This window comes from Pseudonocardia hispaniensis (assembly GCF_042658695.1).
Classification (GTDB): Bacteria; Actinomycetota; Actinomycetes; order Mycobacteriales; family Pseudonocardiaceae; genus Pseudonocardia; species Pseudonocardia hispaniensis.
In genome coordinates, this window is the sequence record NZ_JBHSQW010000014.1 from 162,792 (window position 1) to 181,272 (window position 18,481).

Sequence of the window (18,481 nt, forward strand, 5' to 3'; positions counted from 1 at the left end):
CCGTGCGCCGGTACCCCGAGGCGACGCGGTGCGGTAGGAATGATCACGCCAGAGTCCCTCGTGCCGGAACGAACGGTGGTTGCGTTGAACCTCAAGAAGATTCTGACGCTGCTCGGAGTCGCTCTCGTAGTGTTCTTCATCGTCACCCAGCCGACGGGCGCAGCGAACGCCCTGGGCAACATCGGCACGATCCTGCGCGATGCTGCGAACTCCATCACCAGCTTCTTCACCCAAGTTGTGAGCTAGTACGGTGCTCGCTCCCCGCGAGATCGACGAGTACCTGCTCCCCACCGAACGCAGGGTCATCCGGGTACGTCAGCACTGGGCCGTCATGGGCAAGCACGTCGTGCAGACCCTGGCGTTCCTGCTGCTCGTGGTGGTCGGCGAAGGCCTCCTGCCGGACAGCGTGCTCCTGGACAACCTGGCCTTCTACCTCGCGCTGGCCGCTGTGATCCGATTCACGGTCCTGACCATGCTGTGGTGGATCGAACGCATCGTGATCACCGACAAGCGCGTGATGCTCGCCCAGGGGATCATCACGCACAGCGTCGGCATGATGCCGCTGGGCAAGGTGACCGACCTGACGTTCCAGCGCACCCTGTTCGGCCGGATGCTCGGCTACGGCACCATGGTCGTGGAGTCGGCGGGCCAGATCCAGGCGCTCAACCGCATCGACTACATGCCCCGTCCCGAGGAGATCTACGAGGCCCTGTCCGAGCTCGTCTTCGGTGAGAAGGGCAAGACACGCGCGACCGGCATGCTCGCCAAGTCGCGCTGGCGTTCCCGATAGCGTGGCGGTCGTGGCCCGGATCGACCTGCACACGCACTCGACCGCCTCCGACGGCACCGACACGCCCGAGGAGTTGGTCGCCGCGGCGTCCGCGGCGGGGCTCGATGTCCTCGCGATCACGGACCACGACACCACCGGAGGCTGGGACCGGGCCGCCGCGGCGCTGCCGTCCGGAATGCGGCTGGTCCGTGGCGCCGAGTTCTCGTGCGTCAGCGACGACGGCCATGGTCGCGACATCTCGGTCCATCTACTGGGCTACCTGTTCGACCCCGCGCACGAGTCGATCGTGGCCGAGCAGCGGCGGCTGCGTGCCGAGCGCATGCGGCGGCTGCGGCTGATGACCCAGCGGATGGCCGACGCCGGTTATCCGGTGGACGTCGACACGGTGCTCGGGCTGCTGGCCGACGGGGCCAGCGCGGGGCGGCCGCACCTGGCCCGCGCGCTCGTCGCCGCCGGGGTGGTCGGGTCGGTCGACGAGGCGTTCGCGACGCTGCTGTACACCGGTAGCCCGTTCTACGTGCCCAGAGCCGACACCCCGGTGCGGCGAGCGATCGAGATGGTGCGTGCGGCGGGGGGCGTGAGCGTGTTCGCCCATCCGCTGGCGCGCAGACGCGGTCGCGTCGTCGAGCTCTCGGTGCTCCGGGACCTGGCCGCGGCCGGGCTGACCGGGATCGAGATCGACCATCCCGATCACGCCCCGTCCGACCGGGCGCTGCTGCGCGCGCTGGCCGCCGAGCTGGGCCTGGTCGGCACCGGTTCCAGCGACTACCACGGCACCAACAAGCCGATCCCGATCGCCGCCGAGACCACCGACCCGGAGGCGTTCGAGGAGCTCGTCGCCAAGGCCGACGGCGCTGAGGTCCTTCTGGGGTAGTCGACGGGCCGATCGCGGGAGGCCGCTACGTTGAGCGACATGGGCGCGAACGGCGGGCAACTCGGGCTCGATTTCGGGGTCGGTTTCGCCGCGAAGCCCCTCGTCCGGGTGACACCCGCGCGGTTGGCGACATGGGCGCAGTGCCCGCGCCGGTTCCGGATGACCTACCTCGATCGCCCGACGTCGGCCCGCGGCGGGGCATGGGCCCACACCACGCTGGGCGCGGTCGTGCATCTGGCACTGCGGTCCCTGTTCGCGATTCCCGCCGCGCGGCGCACCCCGCAGGCCGCCGCGGCCCTCGTCGACCGGCACTGGACCTCTGAGGGATTCCGGGACCGGACGCAGGCCGTGGAGTACCGCCACCGCGCCCGCGGCTGGGTGGCCGACTACGCCGCCGATCTCGACCCCGATATCGAGCCGGTCGGCGTGGAGCGGTGGGTGTCCGCTCCGGTGGGCGGCCTCGTCGCGGAGGGCAGGGTGGACCGGATCGACGCCCGCGGCGACGAGCTGGTGATCGTCGACTACAAGACCGGACGACGTCGGCTCGAGACCGCCGATGCGCGCGACTCGCAGGCGCTCGCGCTCTACGCCGTGGCCGTGCGGACGATGCTGCACCGTCCCTGCAGCCGGGTGGAGCTGCACCACCTGCCGAGCGGGCGGGTGCTGGCCTGGGAGCACGACGCCGCATCGCTGGACCAGCACGTCGAGGCTGCCGAACACAGCGCCGCCGCCATCGAGGCCGCCACCGCGGGCCTGGAGTCCGGTGGCGACCCGGACGTGCTGTTCCCACCGCATCCCTCGTCCCGCTGCGCGACCTGTGAGATGCGCAGGTTCTGCCCGGAGGGGAAAGCGGCCGGTCCGGTCCTCGAGCCGTGGGCGCTGCTGGCGTCGTGAGCCGATCCGCAGAGCGCGCGACCCCGGCTCGTCCCGGTCGCGTCGGACGGGTGCTGCGCGGCTGCTCCGGGGTTCTCGCAGGCGGCCTCGTGACCTTCGCGATGGTGCTGCTGGCCGGGTGGTTCTTCACGACACGGACGGGATCGGCGGGACCGGGCACGGGGATGCTCATGGGGCATTGGCTGGCCGCGGTCGTGGCCGGCGTGGCTCAGGTCGTCGCCGACCGTCGGACGGACCGGACGGGCACCATCGCCGCCCTCGGGGTGCTGGCGGTCACCGCCGCGGTGCTGGGAATCTACTGGTTATGGCCACCCGTGAGTGCGTAACAGTGTTCTAACACTGTTACGCACTCACGGGGCGCGCAGAGCTGCGAGTTCGGGACCGCGCTGTTCCAGGACGATCGCACCCTGGGTCGCGAGGGCGACCGGGCCGGTCCAGCCGCCGCGGTCGACCGAAATCGTCCGCTCCGCGACCCCGTCGAGGGGGTTGACGACCCACGTCCCGCCGGGTACCGGGACCAACAGCGAGCCGGCGTAGTCGACGCCGGGGCCGAGAGTGTCCCGGAGGGTCCACAAGGGAACCAGATCGGTGCGGTCGAGCGCGACCGTCCGCGAGCCGGTCCACCAGTAGTACCGGCGCTCGTCGCCCGTCACGGACGCGACGCCGCCGGGCGGATCGGAGCTCAGGTCGGCCGCGGGCACGTCGATCGGGACGAGCCCGACCTGCCTTCCGGCGTTGTCGAGGATCAGCAGCCGAGCCGGGTCGGGCAGCGCCACGGCTACCCGCTCGGCCGACACAGCCAGGACCTGCGCCCCGGATCCGGGCACCGGCGTGGAGGATTCGACCTCCGGGCGGGTGGCGTCCCGACCATCGGGTTTGAGCACGGTGAGCCGGTCGCCGGAGTCGCTCGCGCACCGCTCCAGCACCGCGAGCCTGCCGGGGGCCATCGCGAACGAGCCGTACCGGCAGTCGGGACGAGGCTGCCGTCCCGGCTGCGCAGGGGTGCGGATGTCGCCGTACTCGAGGGTTTTGACCAGGTCCGAGCGCCACACCTCGAGGTAGTTCGTGCCGGTGGCCGCGACGTGGCTGCCGTCGGTGATCATCTGGGCGCCCGGCCGGAGGTCGGGGTTACGCTGCGCGGCCCTGGCTCCGGTGACGGCGTCGAGCTCGGTGAGCTCGCTGCAGTCGCTGTCCCGGCCCGAGCCGTTGTGAAACAGCGCGAGCACTCGGCCGAAGCCTTCGGCCGCGGCGCAGAGCGGCACGTTGCGGGTGTAGCTCCACTGGGTCGCCCCGGTCGCGGCGTCCCGGCCCACCACGGCCGAACCGTCGGCGGTGACGACCACCGGTCCGGCGACGAGCGGGACGGCGGTCGCCCCGCTGGCCGCCCGCCACGCCTCGGTCAGCTGCTGCGGCACCGCGGCGGGTGGAGCCGGTGCCGCGGCCGCGGCCCGGCTGGCCAGCTCCGAGATCGTGTTGGCCGCTGGACTCTGCCGCCAGTACAGCACCGCGGTCGTGACCAGGACGACGACCAGCACAGCGGCGGCCAGCACGTCACCGCGGCGGCGCCGTTCGGGCTCGGTCAGGCGCAGCCGGAACATGCCATCAGCTTGCGGCGACGTCCGGAGCTGCCTGCGCGGGTCCGCTGCCCTCGGACTGGGCGCCGGGCCCCCGTCCGGACCTGCCGCGCCGGCGCCTGCGAGCCGGTTTGGCCTGTTCCTCGGTCACGGTCTCGGGTCCGCTCGCCGGCGCCGTCCCGGTCTCGGACGCCGCAGGGCCGGTGGTGAGAACGACCCCGCCCCGGCTGCGGGTGCGCCGGCGCTGCCGGCGTTCGCCATCTCCCGCGGAGACACGGTGGCCCCGGCCGCGACGGCGCCTGCCCGACTCGGGGTGGTCGCCCTCGACGTCGACGTATTCGGCGTCGAGGCCGGCGCGGGTCCGCTTCGACAGCGGAAGTCTGCCGGTGGCGCCGGACGGGACCCCGAGATCGGTGAACAGGTGGGGCGACGTGGAGTAGGTCTCGGTCGGCTCGTCGATGCCGAGTCCCAGCTCGTCGGACACGAGTTTCCAGCGCGGGAACTCGTCCCAGTCGACGAGAGTGACCGCGACCCCTTCGCGGCCGGCCCGGCCGGTGCGGCCGATGCGGTGCACGTAGGTCTTGGCGTCCTCGGGACACTGGTAGTTGATGACATGGGTCACGCCCGAGACGTCGATGCCGCGAGCGGCGACGTCGGTGGCCACCAGAACGTCGATCTTGCCGGAGCGGAACGCCCGAAGGGCCTGTTCGCGGGCACCCTGGCCGAGGTCGCCGTGCACGGCAGCGGCCGCGAAGCCGCGGCCGGCAAGGTCGTCGGCGACGCGCTGCACGGTGCGCTTGGTCCGCGCGAAGATCATCGTCAGACCGCGGTCCTGCGCCTGGAGGGCTCGGGAGATCAGCTCGAGCTTGTCCATCGCGTGCGCCCGGTAGACGAGCTGACGGGTGCGTTCGTGAATGGAGCCCTGGCCGGCGTCCTCGGCGCGGATATGCGTCGGCCGGTTCAGGAACGTCCGGGACAGCTGGATGATCGGGCCGGGCATGGTCGCCGAGAACAGCATGGTCTGCCGCTTGTCGGGCAGCATGCGCAGGATTCGCTCGACGTCGGGCAGGAAGCCGAGGTCGAGCATCTCGTCGGCCTCGTCGAGGACGAGCATGTCCACCCGGCCGAGCGCCAGGTGGCGTTGTTCGGCGAGATCGAGCAGGCGGCCCGGGGTACCGACGACGATGTCCACGCCCTTTCGCAGCGCGGCGAGCTGTGGCTCGTAGGCCCGGCCGCCGTAGATCGCGGTGACCCGCACGCCGAGGTGACGGCCCGCGTCGGCGAGATCCTTGGCCACCTGCACGCACAGCTCACGGGTGGGGACGACGACGAGTGCCTGCGGGACGTCCCTGGTCCGGTCGGCGGCCTCGCCCTCGGCGGTGGCGGCGGGGCGCTCGGCGGGCGGGACGATCCGCTGCAGCAGTGGGACGCCGAAGCCGAGGGTCTTGCCGGTGCCGGTTCGGGCCTGGCCGATCACATCCTCGCCGGCGAGCGCCAGCGGCAGGGTCAGCTCCTGGATGGCGAAGGTGCGTTCGATGCCTGCCTCGGCCAGCGCCCTGACGATCTCGGGGCGCACGCCCAGCTCGGCGAAGGTGGGTGAGTCGGCGCGGACGGGGGCGCTTGCCTGAAGCGGGTGGGCCTCGTCGATGTCGGTTTCGGCGCCGAGATCATCGGCGTGCGGTTCGGAGTCGGCCTCCGCGGTGACCGCATGTGCGGTGGCCGTCGCAGTGGTTGAGTTGTCGCTCGGAACGGACAGAATGATCGCCTCTCTCCGCGCACAGGAGCCCAAGGCCGGCCCGTCGACCGCGGCGTCTGGACGCTCGGGCGGGAGAACCGGCGAGGCGCTGTACGCACCAGTGCGTTGCGGATCGGCTCGGAGGTGTCAACGTCTTCGCAAGCCGGCTCCGTCGGTAAGACGCGCACCCGATTAGGGCGCTGCGTTGCTCGACATGATACCCGCCCGGGGCGGCCACTCGGCAGTCTGGACGCCGTGGCGCGTCGGGTGATATGCGCCGCTACCCGGGGCGGGAATACCGACTTTTTTCCGATTCGCCCGATATCAGCGCAATTCAGGCCTGTTCGGGGACCGGAGCCGGGCCGCCGAGACTACGCTCGCCCCATGGTGGGCGACACAGGGCTCGGCGCGGCGAAGCGGGCGGTACCGGCTCAGGCCACAGTGGATCTGCTCGGGGTGCTGGCCTACGGCGAGTTGTCGGCGTTCGACCGGCTCGCGGCCGATGCCCGTACCGCGCCGACCTTGACCGGGCGGGCGCAGCTCTCGGTGATGGCAGCGGCGGAGATCGGGCACTTCCGGCTGCTGGAGGAGCATCTGAGGGAACTCGGCGTGCCGGTCGAGGAGGCGATGGCCCCGTTCGTTGCGCCGGTCGACGCCTACCACGCCACCACGGCCCCGCGCAGCTGGCTGGAGTCGCTGGTGAAGGCCTACGTCGGCGACGGGCTGGCCGCCGACTTCTACCGGGAGGTCGCGGGCTGGGTCGACGACGCCACCGGTGAGCTGGTGCGGCAGGTGCTTGCCGACACCGGGCACAGCGCCTTCGCCGAACGTGAGGTGCGGGCCGCGTGTGAGGCGAACCAGCGGGTGCACGACCGGCTTGCGCTGTGGGGACGCAGGCTGCTCGGCGAGGCGGTCACCCAGGCCCAGCACGTCGTGGCCGAGCGCGACGAGCTGGCGGATCTGCTCGTACGAGGATCCGGAGACATCGAGGGCCTCGCCGCGCTGATCAAGCGGTTGCAGTCCAATCACGGCAAGCGGATGGCCCGGCTCGGCCTGACGTGATCTCGTTCGCCGAACGCGTACCGCGGGCGGGGCGGTCGCGGCCACCGGGTCGTCCGCTCTCGGTTAGCCTTGGCCGCGATTTCGTCGAGACGACGCGTCTCGACCCGCGCACCAACTTGTGACCAGGAGGTCCCGGTGGAGGTCAAGATCGGCATCGCGGAGAGTCCGCGGGAGCTCCTGGTGTCCAGCGACCAGACTCCGGACGAGGTCGAGAAGCTCGTCAGCGATGCGCTGAAGTCCGATGACGGGTTGCTGAGCCTGACCGACGACAAGGGTCGCCGGTTCGTCGTGCCCGCGGCGCGCATCTCCTACATCGAGATCGCGCCCGCCGACGTCCGCCGGGTCGGCTTCGCCGTCGGTCACTGACGCCCGCTCCGGGTGCACCGGTTCTCCCCGGCTCAGCACAGGTCGTGAGCTGCGGCGGAGGCGTTGCGCGGGCCCCGCGACCGGGTAGGCCCGGCGGGGTCTCGGCGGACGAGCGACGATCTCCGACGCAGGTGCACCGGGTATGAGATCGCGGAGATCACCACCTCCGACGGGACCCGGCTGCACGTCGTGGGGGCGGGCGCACCGGTCGACGCTGGTGCGCGCCGTCTCGCAACGGTCGACGGCCTGCTGAGTGGCGCGGGTCAGTCGTGGACGAGCGGGAAGCCCGCGAGACCCTTCCACGCCAGTGCGGACATCAGCGTCACCGCCTCGTCGCGGGGCACGGACCGTTCGGTGTCCAGCCAGAACTGCGCCGCGACCTGGCTCAACCCCACCAGGCCGACGGCCAGCAGCCGGGCGCGGTCGACGTCGAGCCCGGCGTCCTTGGTGACGACGTCGGCGACGGCGTCGATGCACCGGGTCAGCGCCCCGTCGATGACGGCCGCCGCCTCGGGCTCACTACGGAGATCGGATCCGAACACCAGCCGATAGGCCTGCCCTTCGCCGGCGACGAAGTCGAAGTACGCCGCGACGGCGGCGTGCACCCGATCGCGGTTCTCGGTGTTCGTGTTGATCGCGGCCTGCACCCGCTCGACGAGCTCGTCGGCGTAGGTGGTCAGCAGCGCGCGGTAGAGCTCGAGTTTGCCGGGGAAGTGCTGGTAGAGCACTGGTTTGCTGACCCCGGCCCTCTCGGCGATGTCGTCCATGGCGGCCGCGTGGTAGCCCTGGTCGGCGAACACGTCGCGCGCGGCGACAAGCAGCTGGGCACGTCTGGCGCTGCGCGAGAGCCGGGCTCCGCGAGGCGCCGGCGTCGTTGCCGCCTCCGTCATCCGACCCCCTCGCCTCAGCCGACCGCGGAACCACCCTACCCGCCGGTAGCCCCATCGGCCGAGGTGCCGCCGCGAATGAGTCGCGGCATCTCGGGGCACTGTGTCCCGGCTCATCGGGCCGTGGTCGCCGGGCGATCTAAGCTCGGTTCGAATGGTCGGGGCGGCGCGCTCGCCGCACCGTGCGAAGGGGAGGTGACGTCATCAGCGCGACGTCCGAGGTCCTGCGGCAGGACAGCACGCGGCCGTTCCGCGAGGCCATCGGTCTCGTTCCGCTCGGGGACGGCCGCTACGGTGCAGAGCTGGGATCGCTGTGGGCGGTCGGTGACAAGGCGCACGGCGGGTTGCTGCTGGTCCTGCTGGCTCGTGCCGCGCTGGCCCGGCTGGACAGCGAGGTCACCGACAACCGGGCGATGCCGCACGAGCCGCTGGTGATCGGTGCGGAGTTCCTCCGCGCCCCGGACCGCGGGCCGGTGGAGCTGCGCACCGAGGTACTCAAGTGGGGCCGGACCGCCTCGGTGGCGGCGGTCCGGCTGCTGCAGAACGACCAGCTGATGCTGACGGCGTCCGTCACCGCCGGGCGGCTGCCCGACGAGGCGCCGCGCTGGGCCGACCTGCCCGAGCTGCCCGCCGAACCCCCGGCCGACGCCGTCGACCCGGCAGGTCGGCGCGAGATCGCCTCGAACGGGCTCGCCTTGGCCTGCGACGTGCGTTTCGACCCGGAGACGATCGGCTTCGTCCGTGGCGAGCAGGGCCCGCCGGTGATCCGGGGCTGGACACGTCCGCTCGGCGAGGACCCCGATGTGCTGTTCGCGCTGCTCGCGGGCGACATCCTGCCGCCATCGGTGTTCAACGTCGGTGGTTCGCTCGGCTGGGCCCCGACCGTGCAGCTGACCGCGCTGCTGCGCGGCCATCCGGCGCCGGGCTGGTTGCGGTGCGAGTCGCGGTCGGTCATGGTCGCCGGCTCGTGGTTCGACGAGGACGTCACGGTGCTCGACTCGACGGGGCGGCTGATCTGCCAGGCCCGGCAGATCGCGCTCGCCCCCTTACCCCGGGGCTCGTCGCGCTGAGGCCGGCCCGGCCGGACTACCGTCGCACCATGAGACGGATCGCGGTGCTCGGAGCGGGGAAGATCGGCGAGGCGTTGTTGGCGGGACTGCTCAGCGCCGGTCGCTCGGCCTCCGACCTGACTTTCACGGAGCGGCACCCCGATCGTGCCGCCGACCTCACGGCCCGGCTCGGTGTCGAGGCCGCCGACCTCACGACTGCCGTCGGGAAGGCCGATGTGGTCGTCGTCGCGGTGAAACCGCAGGACATCGCCCCGGTGCTGGCTGAGCTGTCGGCGGCGCTGCGCCCGGGAACGCTGGTGGTGTCGCTGTGCGCGGGCCTGCCGACGGCGCTGTTCGAGGGCGGGTTGCCTGCGGGGACGCCGGTCGTGCGGGTCATGCCGAACACGCCGATGCTGGTCGGGGAGGCGATGAGCGCGCTGTCGGCGGGCACCCACGCCACGGACGATCACCTTGCCGTCGTCGAGGAGATCCTCGGTGCGGTCGGGCGGGTCGTTCGCGTCCCGGAGAGCCAGCAGGACGCCGTGACGGCGCTCTCGGGCTCCGGACCGGCGTACTTCTTCTTCCTCGTCGAGGCGATGATCGACGCGGGGATCCTGCTCGGTCTGCCCCGCTCGGTGGCCGCCGATCTCATCGTGCAGTCCGCGTTCGGCGCGGCCCGGATGCTGCGCGACTCCGGCGACCACCCCGTCATCCTGCGCGAGGCGGTCACGTCTCCGGCCGGTACCACGATCGCCGCCATCCGTGAGCTGGAGCGGCACGGCGTGCGCGCCGCACTGATCGCCGCGATCGAGGCGGCGAGGGATCGATCGGCGGAGCTGGGTCGCTCGACGCAGCCGAATTAACCCGATTGTCGGCTCGACTGTCACCCCGACGCGTGTCCGATACCCCACGTCCGGATGTACTGCGGTATCGAGTAGTCACAGAAGCCCCGCTAAACTCAGAGGGAACACCGACCCCCATGGGCCGGTGAGACAGGGGAAGGCGGTGTTTGGATGCCGTCCGAGCAGCCCGAGCAGCTCAACCTGGCCCAGGTGCAGTTTCTGACCGTGGCAGAGGTGGCGGCGATGATGCGGGTGTCCAAGATGACCGTGTACCGGCTGGTTCATGGCGGAGAACTGCCCGCGGCGAGAGTCGGACGCTCATTCCGGGTGCCGAAGCGCGCCGTCGAGGACTACCTGCGCAACGCCTACTTCGACGCCGGCTGATTCGCCCGGCCCGGCTGACGCAGCCGGCTCGGGGGCCGCGGGTAGGATTCGTGGCCAGTCATCGTCACGATGTCTGCGCGCCCGCTGTGCCGCCCGAGTGGTCCGGCCGTGGTCGTGCGCACCACCGGCTCATCATGACAGGAAGGACTGACGCATGGGCTCAGTCATCAAGAAGCGTCGCAAGCGGATGTCGAAGAAGAAGCACCGCAAGCTGCTCCGCAAGACTCGGGTCCAGCGTCGCAAGCTCGGCAAGTGACGCGAACCGGCCGCTCCGGGGGGAGCGGCCGGTCCGGCGTCGGCGTCGCGTGGTCGGCGCCGTGAGTTCTTCTTGGGTCGTCCCATTGCTCGGCCCCTGGGGCTAGCATTCGGGATCCGTGCACCGGCTCTCCCTGCGAGGTCATCTCGTTGGCACCTTCTGTCGTCCTGGTGACCGGGGTCAGCAAGTTTCTCGGCGGGCACCTGGCCGCCAGGCTTGCCGCCAATCCGGATATCGACCGCGTACTCGGCGTCGACACCGTCCCTCCGCCCAAAGACCTGTTGCGGCGCATGGGACGTGCCGAGTTCGTCCGGGCTGACATCCGCAACCCGCTGATCGCCAAGGTCATCTCCACCGCCGCGGTCGACACTGTGGTCCACGCGTCGCTGTCGGCGAACCCCGCATCGTCGGGTGGGCGGACGACGATGAAGGAGATGAACGTCATCGGCACCATGCAGCTGCTCGCGGCCTGCCAGAAGGCGCCCGGGGTGCGTCGCGTGGTGCTCAAGTCGACGACGGCGGTCTACGGTTCCAGCTCACGCGACCCGGCGGTGTTCGACGAGTCGATGACGGCGCGGGACATGCCGTCGGGCGGCTACGCCAAGGACGCCGCCGAGATCGAGGGCTACCTGCGAGGGTTCGCCCGCCGTCGTCCCGACGTCGGCATCACCGTGCTGCGCTTCGCGAACTTCATCGGGCCGCGGATCGACACGGTGCTCACCCGCTATTTCGCGCTCCCCGTCATCCCCACCGTGTTCGGCTATGACGCCCGGGTGCAGCTGCTCCACGAGGAGGACGGGCTGGCCGTCCTCGAGCGGGCCACCTGCACGAAGCTGCCGGGTGTGTTCAATGTGGCCGCCGACGGCGTGCTGCTGCTCTCCCAGGCGATCCGGCGCGCCGGGCGAGTGCCGCTACCGATCGCGAGCCCGCTGGTCGGGCCCATCGGCCAGCTCTTCCGCTCCGCGCGGGTCGTGGACTTCTCACCCGAGCAGATGCGTTTTCTCAACTTCGGCCGCGTCGTCGACACCCGGCGACTGCGCGAGGAGTTCGGGTTCACCCCGCGGTGGACCACGACGCAGGCGTTCGACGATTACGTGCGTGGCCGGGCACTGCGACCCGTGGTCGGGCCGGAACACATCCTGTCGCTCGAGCGAGGCGTCCGCGCCGCGGCCCGGGCTCTCGGGCCGGCTCGCAACGGTTGACCAGCAGGTGGGGGACGAAGGGAGCAACCGTGCCAGAAGCACGCGTCATTCCATTGCACGCGGAGGGCGGAGGCCGGTGGCGATCGGGATCTCCCGGCGGCAACGGCAAGCACCGCACCGACTCGCGTCGGTTGGAGCAACCGTCGCCCGCTGACGAGCCGGAGCAGGTCGAGCCGGTGCCGGAGTGGGAGGACGCGCTGGAGGACGTGCTGGCCTTCCTTCGCCGGAGACTGTCCGGCGACTACCACGTCGACGAGTTCGGCTTCGACCAGGACCTCACCGAGCACCTGCTGCTTCCCGTGCTGCGTCCGCTGTACCAGAAGTGGTTCCGGGTCGAGACGATCGGGACGCAGCACGTGCCCGCGGAGGGCGGTGCGCTGGTCGTGGCGAACCATTCGGGGACGGTTCCGCTGGACTCGCTGATGACCGCGGTCGCCTTGCATGACGACCACCCGGCGCGGCGGCACCTGCGGATGCTCGGTGCCGATCTGGTCTTCCAGCTCCCGGTGCTGGGCGCGCTCACCCGCAAGCAGGGCGCCACCCTGGCCTGCAACCCGGATGCCGAGCGGCTGCTGGCCGCGGGCGAGCTCGTCGGGGTGTGGCCGGAGGGTTTCAAAGGTATCGGCAAGCCCTTCCACGACCGCTACAAGCTGCAGCGCTTCGGGCGCGGCGGATTCGTCTCGGCCGCGTTGCGGACCGGGGTTCCGATCATCCCGTGTTCGATCGTCGGCGCGGAGGAGATCTATCCGAAGATCGGTGACATCAAGCCGTTGGCCCGGTTGCTGGGGGCGCCGTACTTCCCGGTGACGCCGCTGTTTCCGCTGTTCGGTCTGCTGGGGATGATCCCGTTGCCGTCGAAGTGGTACATCGAGTTCGGTGAGCCGATCCGGACCGACGGCTACCAGCCCACCGACGCCGAGGACCCGATGTTGGTGTTCAACCTGTCCGATCAGGTCCGGGAGAACATCCAGCACACGCTGTACCGGCTGCTGAGCCAGCGTCGCAACACGTTCCTGGGTTGATGCCCTCGCGAGTGGCGAGTAACGCCACCGCGGTACTCACCACTCACGGGCGCGTCAGCGTCGACGGTAGGCGAGACCGGCGGCGACCGCGCCGACCACCGCTCCCGCCCCGAGGACGGTCGGCACCCCGATCCGGGCGGCCTTGCGTCCGGTCCGGAAGTCGCGAATCTGCCAGCTGCGTTCCTTGGCGATGTCACGCAGTTCGGAGTCGGGGTTGACGGCGACCGCGGTGCCGACCGCCGACAACATCGGGACGTCGTTGACGGAGTCCGAGTACGCGGTGCACCGCCGCAGGTCGAGGCCCTCCGCGGCAGCCAGCGCCCGGACCGCGTGCGCCTTCGCGGGCCCGTGCAGGATCTCGCCGACGAGCCGACCGGTGTAGTGGCCGTCCACGCTCTCGGCGACGGTACCCAGTGCACCGGTCAGCTGGAGTCGCCGGGCGATGATGAGGGCCAGCTCGACCGGGGTGGCGGTGACCAGCCAGACCCGTTGACCCGCGTCGAGGTGCATCTGGGCGAGCGCGCGGGTACCTGCCCAGATCCGATCGGCCATCAGCTCGTCGTAGATCTCCTCGCCGAGCGCGACGACCTCGGCCACCGGACGGCCCGCGACGAACGACAGCGCGGTGTCGCGGTGCCCCGCGATGCCGCTGCGGTCCTCGCGGCCGCCGACCCGGAACTTCAGCTGCTGCCAGGCGAACCCGGCCAGGTCCGCGGTGGTGAAGAACTTGCGCGCCGCCAGTCCCCGGGCGAAGTGGAAGATGGACGCGCCGACCATCATCGTGTTGTCGACGTCGAAGAAGGCCGCCGCGGTGAGATCGGTCGGCGCGGTCTCGGCCGGGGCGGCCGACTCTCCCGCGGCCAGCGCCGCCGCGGCTGCGGCGGCACCCGCGCGCTGGGCGGGATCGAGCGCGAGGAACTGGTCGCGGACGATGGGGGAGCCTGCGACATCGGCCGCCGCGGATCGTTCGTTCTCGCGATGGTCCGGTTTCCCGCGGCCGTCCGTGCCCTCGCCGACTGCCTGGAGTCCAACCACCTGGGGTCCAACCACCTGCAGGCCTCCGATAAGCCGAATGACGAACCTCCTCAGCCTACTGTCGCCACCCACCGGCGGAACCGATGTCTCACGCTCCGCGAGCGTGATGCGACCGACCGCGACGGCCTCGACACGGGCGGACGCGAGGTCGTGGGATCGATCGGCAACCTCGTGCCCGCCCAGGTCAACCGATCGTGATGCCCGGCATTCCCGGCAGCAGCGGTGGCAGCTTGATCGGCGGCAGCAGCGGCCCCGAACTCGCCGGACCGGTGGTCGGGACCCCGGTGGTGGAGTTCACGGTCGAGGAGGCGATACCCGGGGCGGTACCGAGCGGGTTCTGGTCCGGCGTGAGGCCGGACAGCAGACCGCCCTCGGGGTCGCGCTCGGTGGGCCCGGGACTCGGCGTCGCGGCCCCATCGCTGCTCGGCGTCGTGGCCGACGAGCTCGCCGACGAGTGCACGGTACCCCCCAACCCCGCCGAGTCGGCGCCTTCGGATCGCGGGACGCAGGCGCCCTCGGCCGGGAGTGGGCCGAGGTCGTCGACGGCCCCCGAGATGACGTCGCTGCAGGACAACCGGGTCCGCAGGGCGTCGGCACGGTTCAGCATCCGTTCGAGCAGGACAAGGGAGTGGTCCGCCTCGGCCACCGCCGGGGCGGGCAGTACGGTGCGCAGCGCGGTGAGCCGGGCGGCCTGGGTGGCCGCCCACGTCCGCAGGTCCACGAGCCAAGCTCCGGTGGCCTGCGGAGCGGTGAGCAGCATCCGCGACCCCTCGCTGGCGGCGGCCTCGAACTCGCTGATGGTGGACTCCAGCAGCGCCGGGTCCGGCGCCGCGGCCCGTTGCCGGGCCACGAGCTGCTCGATCTCGCCGAGCCGAGTGGCGGCGAGATCGAGGTGACGTCGGGCCTTCGCCTCGTCGTCCCAGGTCAGAGCCAGACTGGTCGACTCGGTGATCCGCTTGATCCCGTACAGCGCATCGCCGGGCAGCGCGTCGCGGCTGGCGAACACCCCGCTCCCGGCCATGGCGACCATGACGAGCAGCGCGGCCGCGGACAGCACGCCGACGCGCCTGCGTGGGCCGCGGACAGCGGGGCGGGTCCGCTCGTCGGCCCGCCGCGGCATCGTGTGCCGGCCGCGGCGCCTGCGGGCGATGCCGTGGCCAAGGCTCGTGGTGGCGGGTCCGGGCTCCTCCTCGGGCCTGTCGACGGCACGCAGCGGGGCCAGCTGCGTCGTCTGCTCGGCGGCGGTCTCGTCGCCATCCGCAGGCGCCGCGGCGCCCAGCGGTCGGGCGGGGGCCGCGGCGTCGCCTCGGGACGCGGCCGGGGCCGGCGGCCCTGGGGGCTGGTCGGCGGCCTGCTCGGCGAGCGCGGCGAAGAGCCGTGCGCGCATCCGGGCCGTCGCATCCGGATCCGGGGAGAGCGACGGTCGGCCGCGGTCCAGCGCGGCCGCCAGCGCCACCTCGTGCGCCAACTCGTCCATGGCGGAATCTCCGGGGGGTCTCCCCGGCTCCTGCCCGGCGAACCGCTGTTCGTCCTCGCCCTGTCCCGCGGGCATGTTGGCCGTCCTCACTGCATCCCTGCGCCGTCGTCCAGCACTGCGCGTTGCTGACGTATATCCGGACAACGACGCGACGGGGCGCCGGTTACGGGAAACGGACCGTTCACCGCATCGAGTTGTTCATTCGTCGCTCGTGTAACGCCGGGGGTCGACTGTGCGATGCTCCTGGTCGTCATCGGATGCCGTCCGGAAGCAGCTGGGCGAGTCGTCGGACCGCGCGGTGCTGAAGGGCCTTGACAGCCCCCTCGTTGCGGTTCATGAGCTGCGCGGTCTCCGCGACGGACAGGCCCTGGAGGAACCGCAGTTGGATGCATTCCTGCTGGTCGGGGTTGAGCTTGGCGATGCAGCGCAGCAGTTCGTCGTTGGTGGCGTTGTCGAGCACCTGCTGCTCGGGACCGCTGGTGCTCGGGGAGTAGGCGACGATCTCGGCGGTGCTCGACTCCAGCCGGAACCGGCTGGACTTGACATGGTCGAAGATCAGGTTGCGGGCGATGGTGACGAACCAGGCCCCGATGTCGCGGCCCTGGTAGCTCACCGAACCGATGCGGCGCAGCGCCCGCACGAAGGTCTCCTGGGTGATGTCCTCGGCGAGCGTGCGGTCCCCCATCCGGAACAGCACGTAGCGGTAGACCACCTCGTGGTAGCGGTCGAACAGCTCGCTGAAGGCCGAGATGTCACCCGCCTGGCAGGCCTTGACCAGGGCCCAGGAACCGCCGGTGTCGGGCTCGGCGGGCTCGGGAGTCGCCGCGGCGGCGCCTCCGGTCCCCTGCGGTCCCGGGCCGGGGACCGACGGCGGGAGCTGCCGCTGCGGCGCGGCCGGTGGGGGTCCGGCGAGGCCGTCGACGCCGTGGTCGCCGCGGGGAAGGCGGGGCGATGGCATCGGCCCGCCGGGGGCGGGCCTCGGGGGTACCGGTGCCTCCGCATTCGCCCGCGGACGGGCGGGGCCGGTGCGAAGCAGCCGTTGCGGTCGCATCGGTCAGGTCATGACTCCCGACGGGCCCGGTGCGGGGCGAGGGGCGGCGTGAAGGCCTGCGGTGCGCTGGCAACGGGCTGCATGCCACTCCCTTGGGTGAGTCCTCGCGTCGAACCCGGGGTTCGAGCGTTAGATCCTGTGTAGCGGCGGAGCATACAAACGGCCGAGAAGGCCCCGGCCACCTCCTACGGTAGTCAGCCGTCGGATCCGGTGAGCGGCCGACTACGCGCGGTCAACGTCATGGTGCCTCAGCGTGCCCGTCGTCACGCACGGGGGGTCGGGTCGGTGCACACGGCGACCCGTTCGCCCCGGTCCGTGACACACTCGCGGCGCCACCCGTCGACCTTGTCGAGCCGAGGAGACCCGCCGTGAATGGCGTAGACAGCGCATCCGTGCCCCGGGGCGGCGGCGCGGCGACCGGCAGCCCCACGCATCTCGCGGACCTCGTCATGCTGGCCGCCCAGCGGACCCCCGACGATCCCGCGATCATCGACGTCACCGCCGGGCTCACGCTGAGCTGGGCGGAGTTCGACGCGGCCGTGACGGCCGAGGCAGCCAGGCTGCGCGCGGCGGGCGTCGGCCCCGGTGACCGCGTCGTGGTGCTGCTCGGCAACGGGGCGGCCTTCTGCGTCGCCCTGTTCGGCGCGTTGCGGGCCGATGCCGTGGGGGTTCCCATCGGGCCGACCGCCGCGCCGCGCGAGCTGGAGATCATCGCCCGGGAGTGCACCCCCACCGTGATCGTCACCGAGCCCGGCGGGCGGTTGGCCACCGCGCTGGCTCCAGGGTTGGCCGGCCGATGGCTGCCGCCGCCGGACGTGAGGGTCCACCCGGCCTCGGGCAGCGGTGCGGATTCGTCGGTGAGCGGCGCATCCGACCGGTCGCGGGGTGGCGAGGCGATCGCCCTGCTGATCCATACCTCGGGCACGACCGGTGTGCCGCGCGGCGTCCAGCTGTCGCACCGCGCGCTGCTGGCCAACCGCGAGCAGGCGGCCGCGGTGCGCCCGTCCCCGGTCACGCCCGTCGACCGGGTGTTGCTCACGCTGCCGCTGTTCCACGTCTTCGGCCTCGGCGCCGGTCTGCTGCAGGTGTGCTGGGCGGGAGCGACCGTCGTGCTCACCGAGCGGTTCGAGCCGGAGCAGGTGCTCGACACCCTCGTCCGGCACCGGACCAGCGTGATCGCCGGGGTGCCCTCGATGTACCGGGCGCTGCTGGACCTGCCCGCCGACCGGTTGCGCGAGGCCTTCGCCGGGGTCCGGCTGTGCACCTCGGGCGGAGCGCCGCTGCCCGCGGGCTGGCTCGCCGACTTCCGGGCGGCGACCGGGCTGGACATCTTCGAGGGGTACGGACTGACCGAGACCGGACCGGTGCTCACCAGCACGCTCGTCGGCGGAGCGGCCAAACCTGGCTCGGTCGGCCGGCCGTTGCCCGGCGTCGAGCTGCGGCTGGTCGATTCGGACGGTGTTCCGCTGTCCGAACGCGAGCCCGATGAACAGGACGACCTCTCCGACCCCGCGGAGGACACCGGGCTCGTCTCGGTGCGCGGTCCCAACCTGTTCTCCGGGTACTGGCCCGACGGATGGGGCGGCCCCGACGGCGAGGGCTGGTTCCGCACCCCCGACGTCGGGTATCTCGACGCCGACGGCGACCTGCACCTGGTCGATCGGTCGTCCGACCTCGTCATCGTCAGCGGCTTCAACGTCTACCCGCGTGAGATCGAGCAGGTGCTGGGTGAGCTCGACGCGGTCGTCGAGGCCGCGGTCGTCGGCATCCCGGACGAGCGCAGCGGTGAGGCCGTGAAGGCCGTGGTCGTGCGGGCCGAGGGCAGCGAGCTGTCCGAGGAGGACGTCCGCGCTCACTGCACCGCCCGGCTGGCCCGGTTCAAGGTGCCCGCGGTGATCACGTTCGTCGACGCGCTGCCGCGGACGCCGACCGGCAAGGTCGCCCGCCGCCAGCTGTGAACGCGCTCGAGAAGGGGACGGAC

The 18,481-nt window shown here is 71.7% G+C and carries 20 protein-coding genes; 14 read left to right on the plus strand and 6 right to left on the minus strand.

Features of this window, described 5'->3' with window-relative positions:
* The first annotated feature begins 39 nt into the window (after window positions 1-39).
* Genes ACFQE5_RS07170 through ACFQE5_RS07190 form a run of 5 tightly spaced genes read left to right on the plus strand, consistent with a single transcriptional unit; the run spans window position 40 to window position 2,884 of the window.
* On the plus strand, window positions 40-246 hold the full coding sequence (locus ACFQE5_RS07170) for a hypothetical protein (protein WP_379584022.1): 207 nt from the start codon (window positions 40-42) through the stop codon (window positions 244-246).
* A 4-nt stretch (window positions 247-250) separates the two neighbouring features.
* Window positions 251-790, plus strand: coding sequence for a PH domain-containing protein (locus ACFQE5_RS07175; RefSeq protein ID WP_379584023.1), 540 nt, complete (start codon window positions 251-253; stop codon window positions 788-790).
* Window positions 791-800: 10 nt separating this feature from the next.
* Window positions 801-1,664, plus strand: a complete 864-nt coding sequence (locus ACFQE5_RS07180; RefSeq protein ID WP_379584024.1) for a PHP domain-containing protein — start codon at window positions 801-803, stop codon at window positions 1,662-1,664.
* Window positions 1,665-1,703: 39 nt separating this feature from the next.
* Complete coding sequence (locus ACFQE5_RS07185) at window positions 1,704-2,558, plus strand: RecB family exonuclease (RefSeq protein WP_379584025.1); 855 nt, start codon at window positions 1,704-1,706, stop codon at window positions 2,556-2,558.
* The gene (locus ACFQE5_RS07190; RefSeq protein WP_379584026.1) at window positions 2,555-2,884 is read left to right on the plus strand and encodes a hypothetical protein; all 330 of its coding nucleotides are present in this window, start codon (window positions 2,555-2,557) and stop codon (window positions 2,882-2,884) included. The genes ACFQE5_RS07185 and ACFQE5_RS07190 overlap by 4 nt, the downstream gene beginning before the upstream one ends.
* A 24-nt stretch (window positions 2,885-2,908) precedes the next feature.
* Here ACFQE5_RS07190 and ACFQE5_RS07195 read toward each other — a convergent pair whose 3' ends face one another.
* The gene (locus tag ACFQE5_RS07195) at window positions 2,909-4,156 is read right to left on the minus strand and encodes an Rv3212 family protein (protein WP_379584027.1); all 1,248 of its coding nucleotides are present in this window, start codon (window positions 4,154-4,156) and stop codon (window positions 2,909-2,911) included.
* A 4-nt stretch (window positions 4,157-4,160) separates the two neighbouring features.
* Window positions 4,161-5,921, minus strand: a complete 1,761-nt coding sequence (locus tag ACFQE5_RS07200; RefSeq protein ID WP_379584028.1) for a DEAD/DEAH box helicase — start codon at window positions 5,919-5,921, stop codon at window positions 4,161-4,163.
* 330 nt (window positions 5,922-6,251) lie between these two features.
* Here ACFQE5_RS07200 and ACFQE5_RS07205 point away from each other — a divergent pair, with 330 nt between their 5' ends.
* Window positions 6,252-6,929, plus strand: coding sequence for a ferritin-like fold-containing protein (locus tag ACFQE5_RS07205; protein ID WP_379584029.1), 678 nt, complete (start codon window positions 6,252-6,254; stop codon window positions 6,927-6,929).
* A gap of 135 nt (window positions 6,930-7,064) precedes the next feature.
* A complete protein-coding gene (locus ACFQE5_RS07210) occupies window positions 7,065-7,295 on the plus strand; it encodes a DUF3107 domain-containing protein (RefSeq protein ID WP_379584030.1) in 231 nt (76 codons plus the stop codon).
* Window positions 7,296-7,558: 263 nt separating this feature from the next.
* Here the strand turns inward: ACFQE5_RS07210 and ACFQE5_RS07215 are convergent, their stop codons facing one another.
* The gene (locus ACFQE5_RS07215) at window positions 7,559-8,185 is read right to left on the minus strand and encodes a TetR/AcrR family transcriptional regulator (RefSeq protein WP_379584031.1); all 627 of its coding nucleotides are present in this window, start codon (window positions 8,183-8,185) and stop codon (window positions 7,559-7,561) included.
* 179 nt (window positions 8,186-8,364) lie between these two features.
* Here ACFQE5_RS07215 and ACFQE5_RS07220 point away from each other — a divergent pair, with 179 nt between their 5' ends.
* The 6 genes from ACFQE5_RS07220 (at window position 8,365) to ACFQE5_RS07245 (ending at window position 12,937) form a co-directional block, all read left to right on the plus strand.
* A complete protein-coding gene (locus ACFQE5_RS07220) occupies window positions 8,365-9,252 on the plus strand; it encodes a thioesterase family protein (protein ID WP_379584032.1) in 888 nt (295 codons plus the stop codon).
* A 29-nt stretch (window positions 9,253-9,281) separates the two neighbouring features.
* Entirely contained in the window at window positions 9,282-10,094 is an 813-nt protein-coding gene (gene proC, locus ACFQE5_RS07225; protein ID WP_379584033.1) for a pyrroline-5-carboxylate reductase, read from the plus strand.
* A 150-nt stretch (window positions 10,095-10,244) separates the two neighbouring features.
* Window positions 10,245-10,457: a helix-turn-helix domain-containing protein gene (locus tag ACFQE5_RS07230; RefSeq protein ID WP_028929070.1), complete on the plus strand. Its 213-nt coding sequence runs from the start codon at window positions 10,245-10,247 to the stop codon at window positions 10,455-10,457.
* A gap of 154 nt (window positions 10,458-10,611) precedes the next feature.
* Window positions 10,612-10,713, plus strand: coding sequence for a 30S ribosomal protein bS22 (locus tag ACFQE5_RS07235; protein ID WP_010241351.1), 102 nt, complete (start codon window positions 10,612-10,614; stop codon window positions 10,711-10,713).
* Window positions 10,714-10,862: 149 nt separating this feature from the next.
* Window positions 10,863-11,915: an NAD-dependent epimerase/dehydratase family protein gene (locus ACFQE5_RS07240; protein WP_379584034.1), complete on the plus strand. Its 1,053-nt coding sequence runs from the start codon at window positions 10,863-10,865 to the stop codon at window positions 11,913-11,915.
* A gap of 29 nt (window positions 11,916-11,944) precedes the next feature.
* Window positions 11,945-12,937 (plus strand): lysophospholipid acyltransferase family protein, encoded by a 993-nt coding sequence (locus ACFQE5_RS07245; RefSeq protein WP_379584035.1) that lies wholly within the window; start codon window positions 11,945-11,947, stop codon window positions 12,935-12,937.
* 54 nt (window positions 12,938-12,991) lie between these two features.
* On the opposite strand, the gene ACFQE5_RS07250 is transcribed toward ACFQE5_RS07245, so the two are convergent.
* From ACFQE5_RS07250 to ACFQE5_RS07260, 3 genes are all read right to left on the minus strand, one after another.
* On the minus strand, window positions 12,992-13,870 hold the full coding sequence (locus ACFQE5_RS07250; RefSeq protein ID WP_379584077.1) for an HAD family hydrolase: 879 nt from the start codon (window positions 13,868-13,870) through the stop codon (window positions 12,992-12,994).
* 286 nt (window positions 13,871-14,156) lie between these two features.
* Window positions 14,157-15,524: a DUF5667 domain-containing protein gene (locus ACFQE5_RS07255; protein WP_379584036.1), complete on the minus strand. Its 1,368-nt coding sequence runs from the start codon at window positions 15,522-15,524 to the stop codon at window positions 14,157-14,159.
* A gap of 175 nt (window positions 15,525-15,699) precedes the next feature.
* Entirely contained in the window at window positions 15,700-16,407 is a 708-nt protein-coding gene (locus tag ACFQE5_RS07260) for a sigma-70 family RNA polymerase sigma factor (protein ID WP_379584037.1), read from the minus strand.
* 542 nt (window positions 16,408-16,949) lie between these two features.
* Between ACFQE5_RS07260 and ACFQE5_RS07265 the strand changes: the two genes are divergently transcribed.
* Complete coding sequence (locus ACFQE5_RS07265; RefSeq protein WP_379584078.1) at window positions 16,950-18,458, plus strand: AMP-binding protein; 1,509 nt, start codon at window positions 16,950-16,952, stop codon at window positions 18,456-18,458.
* Window positions 18,459-18,481: the final 23 nt, after the last annotated feature.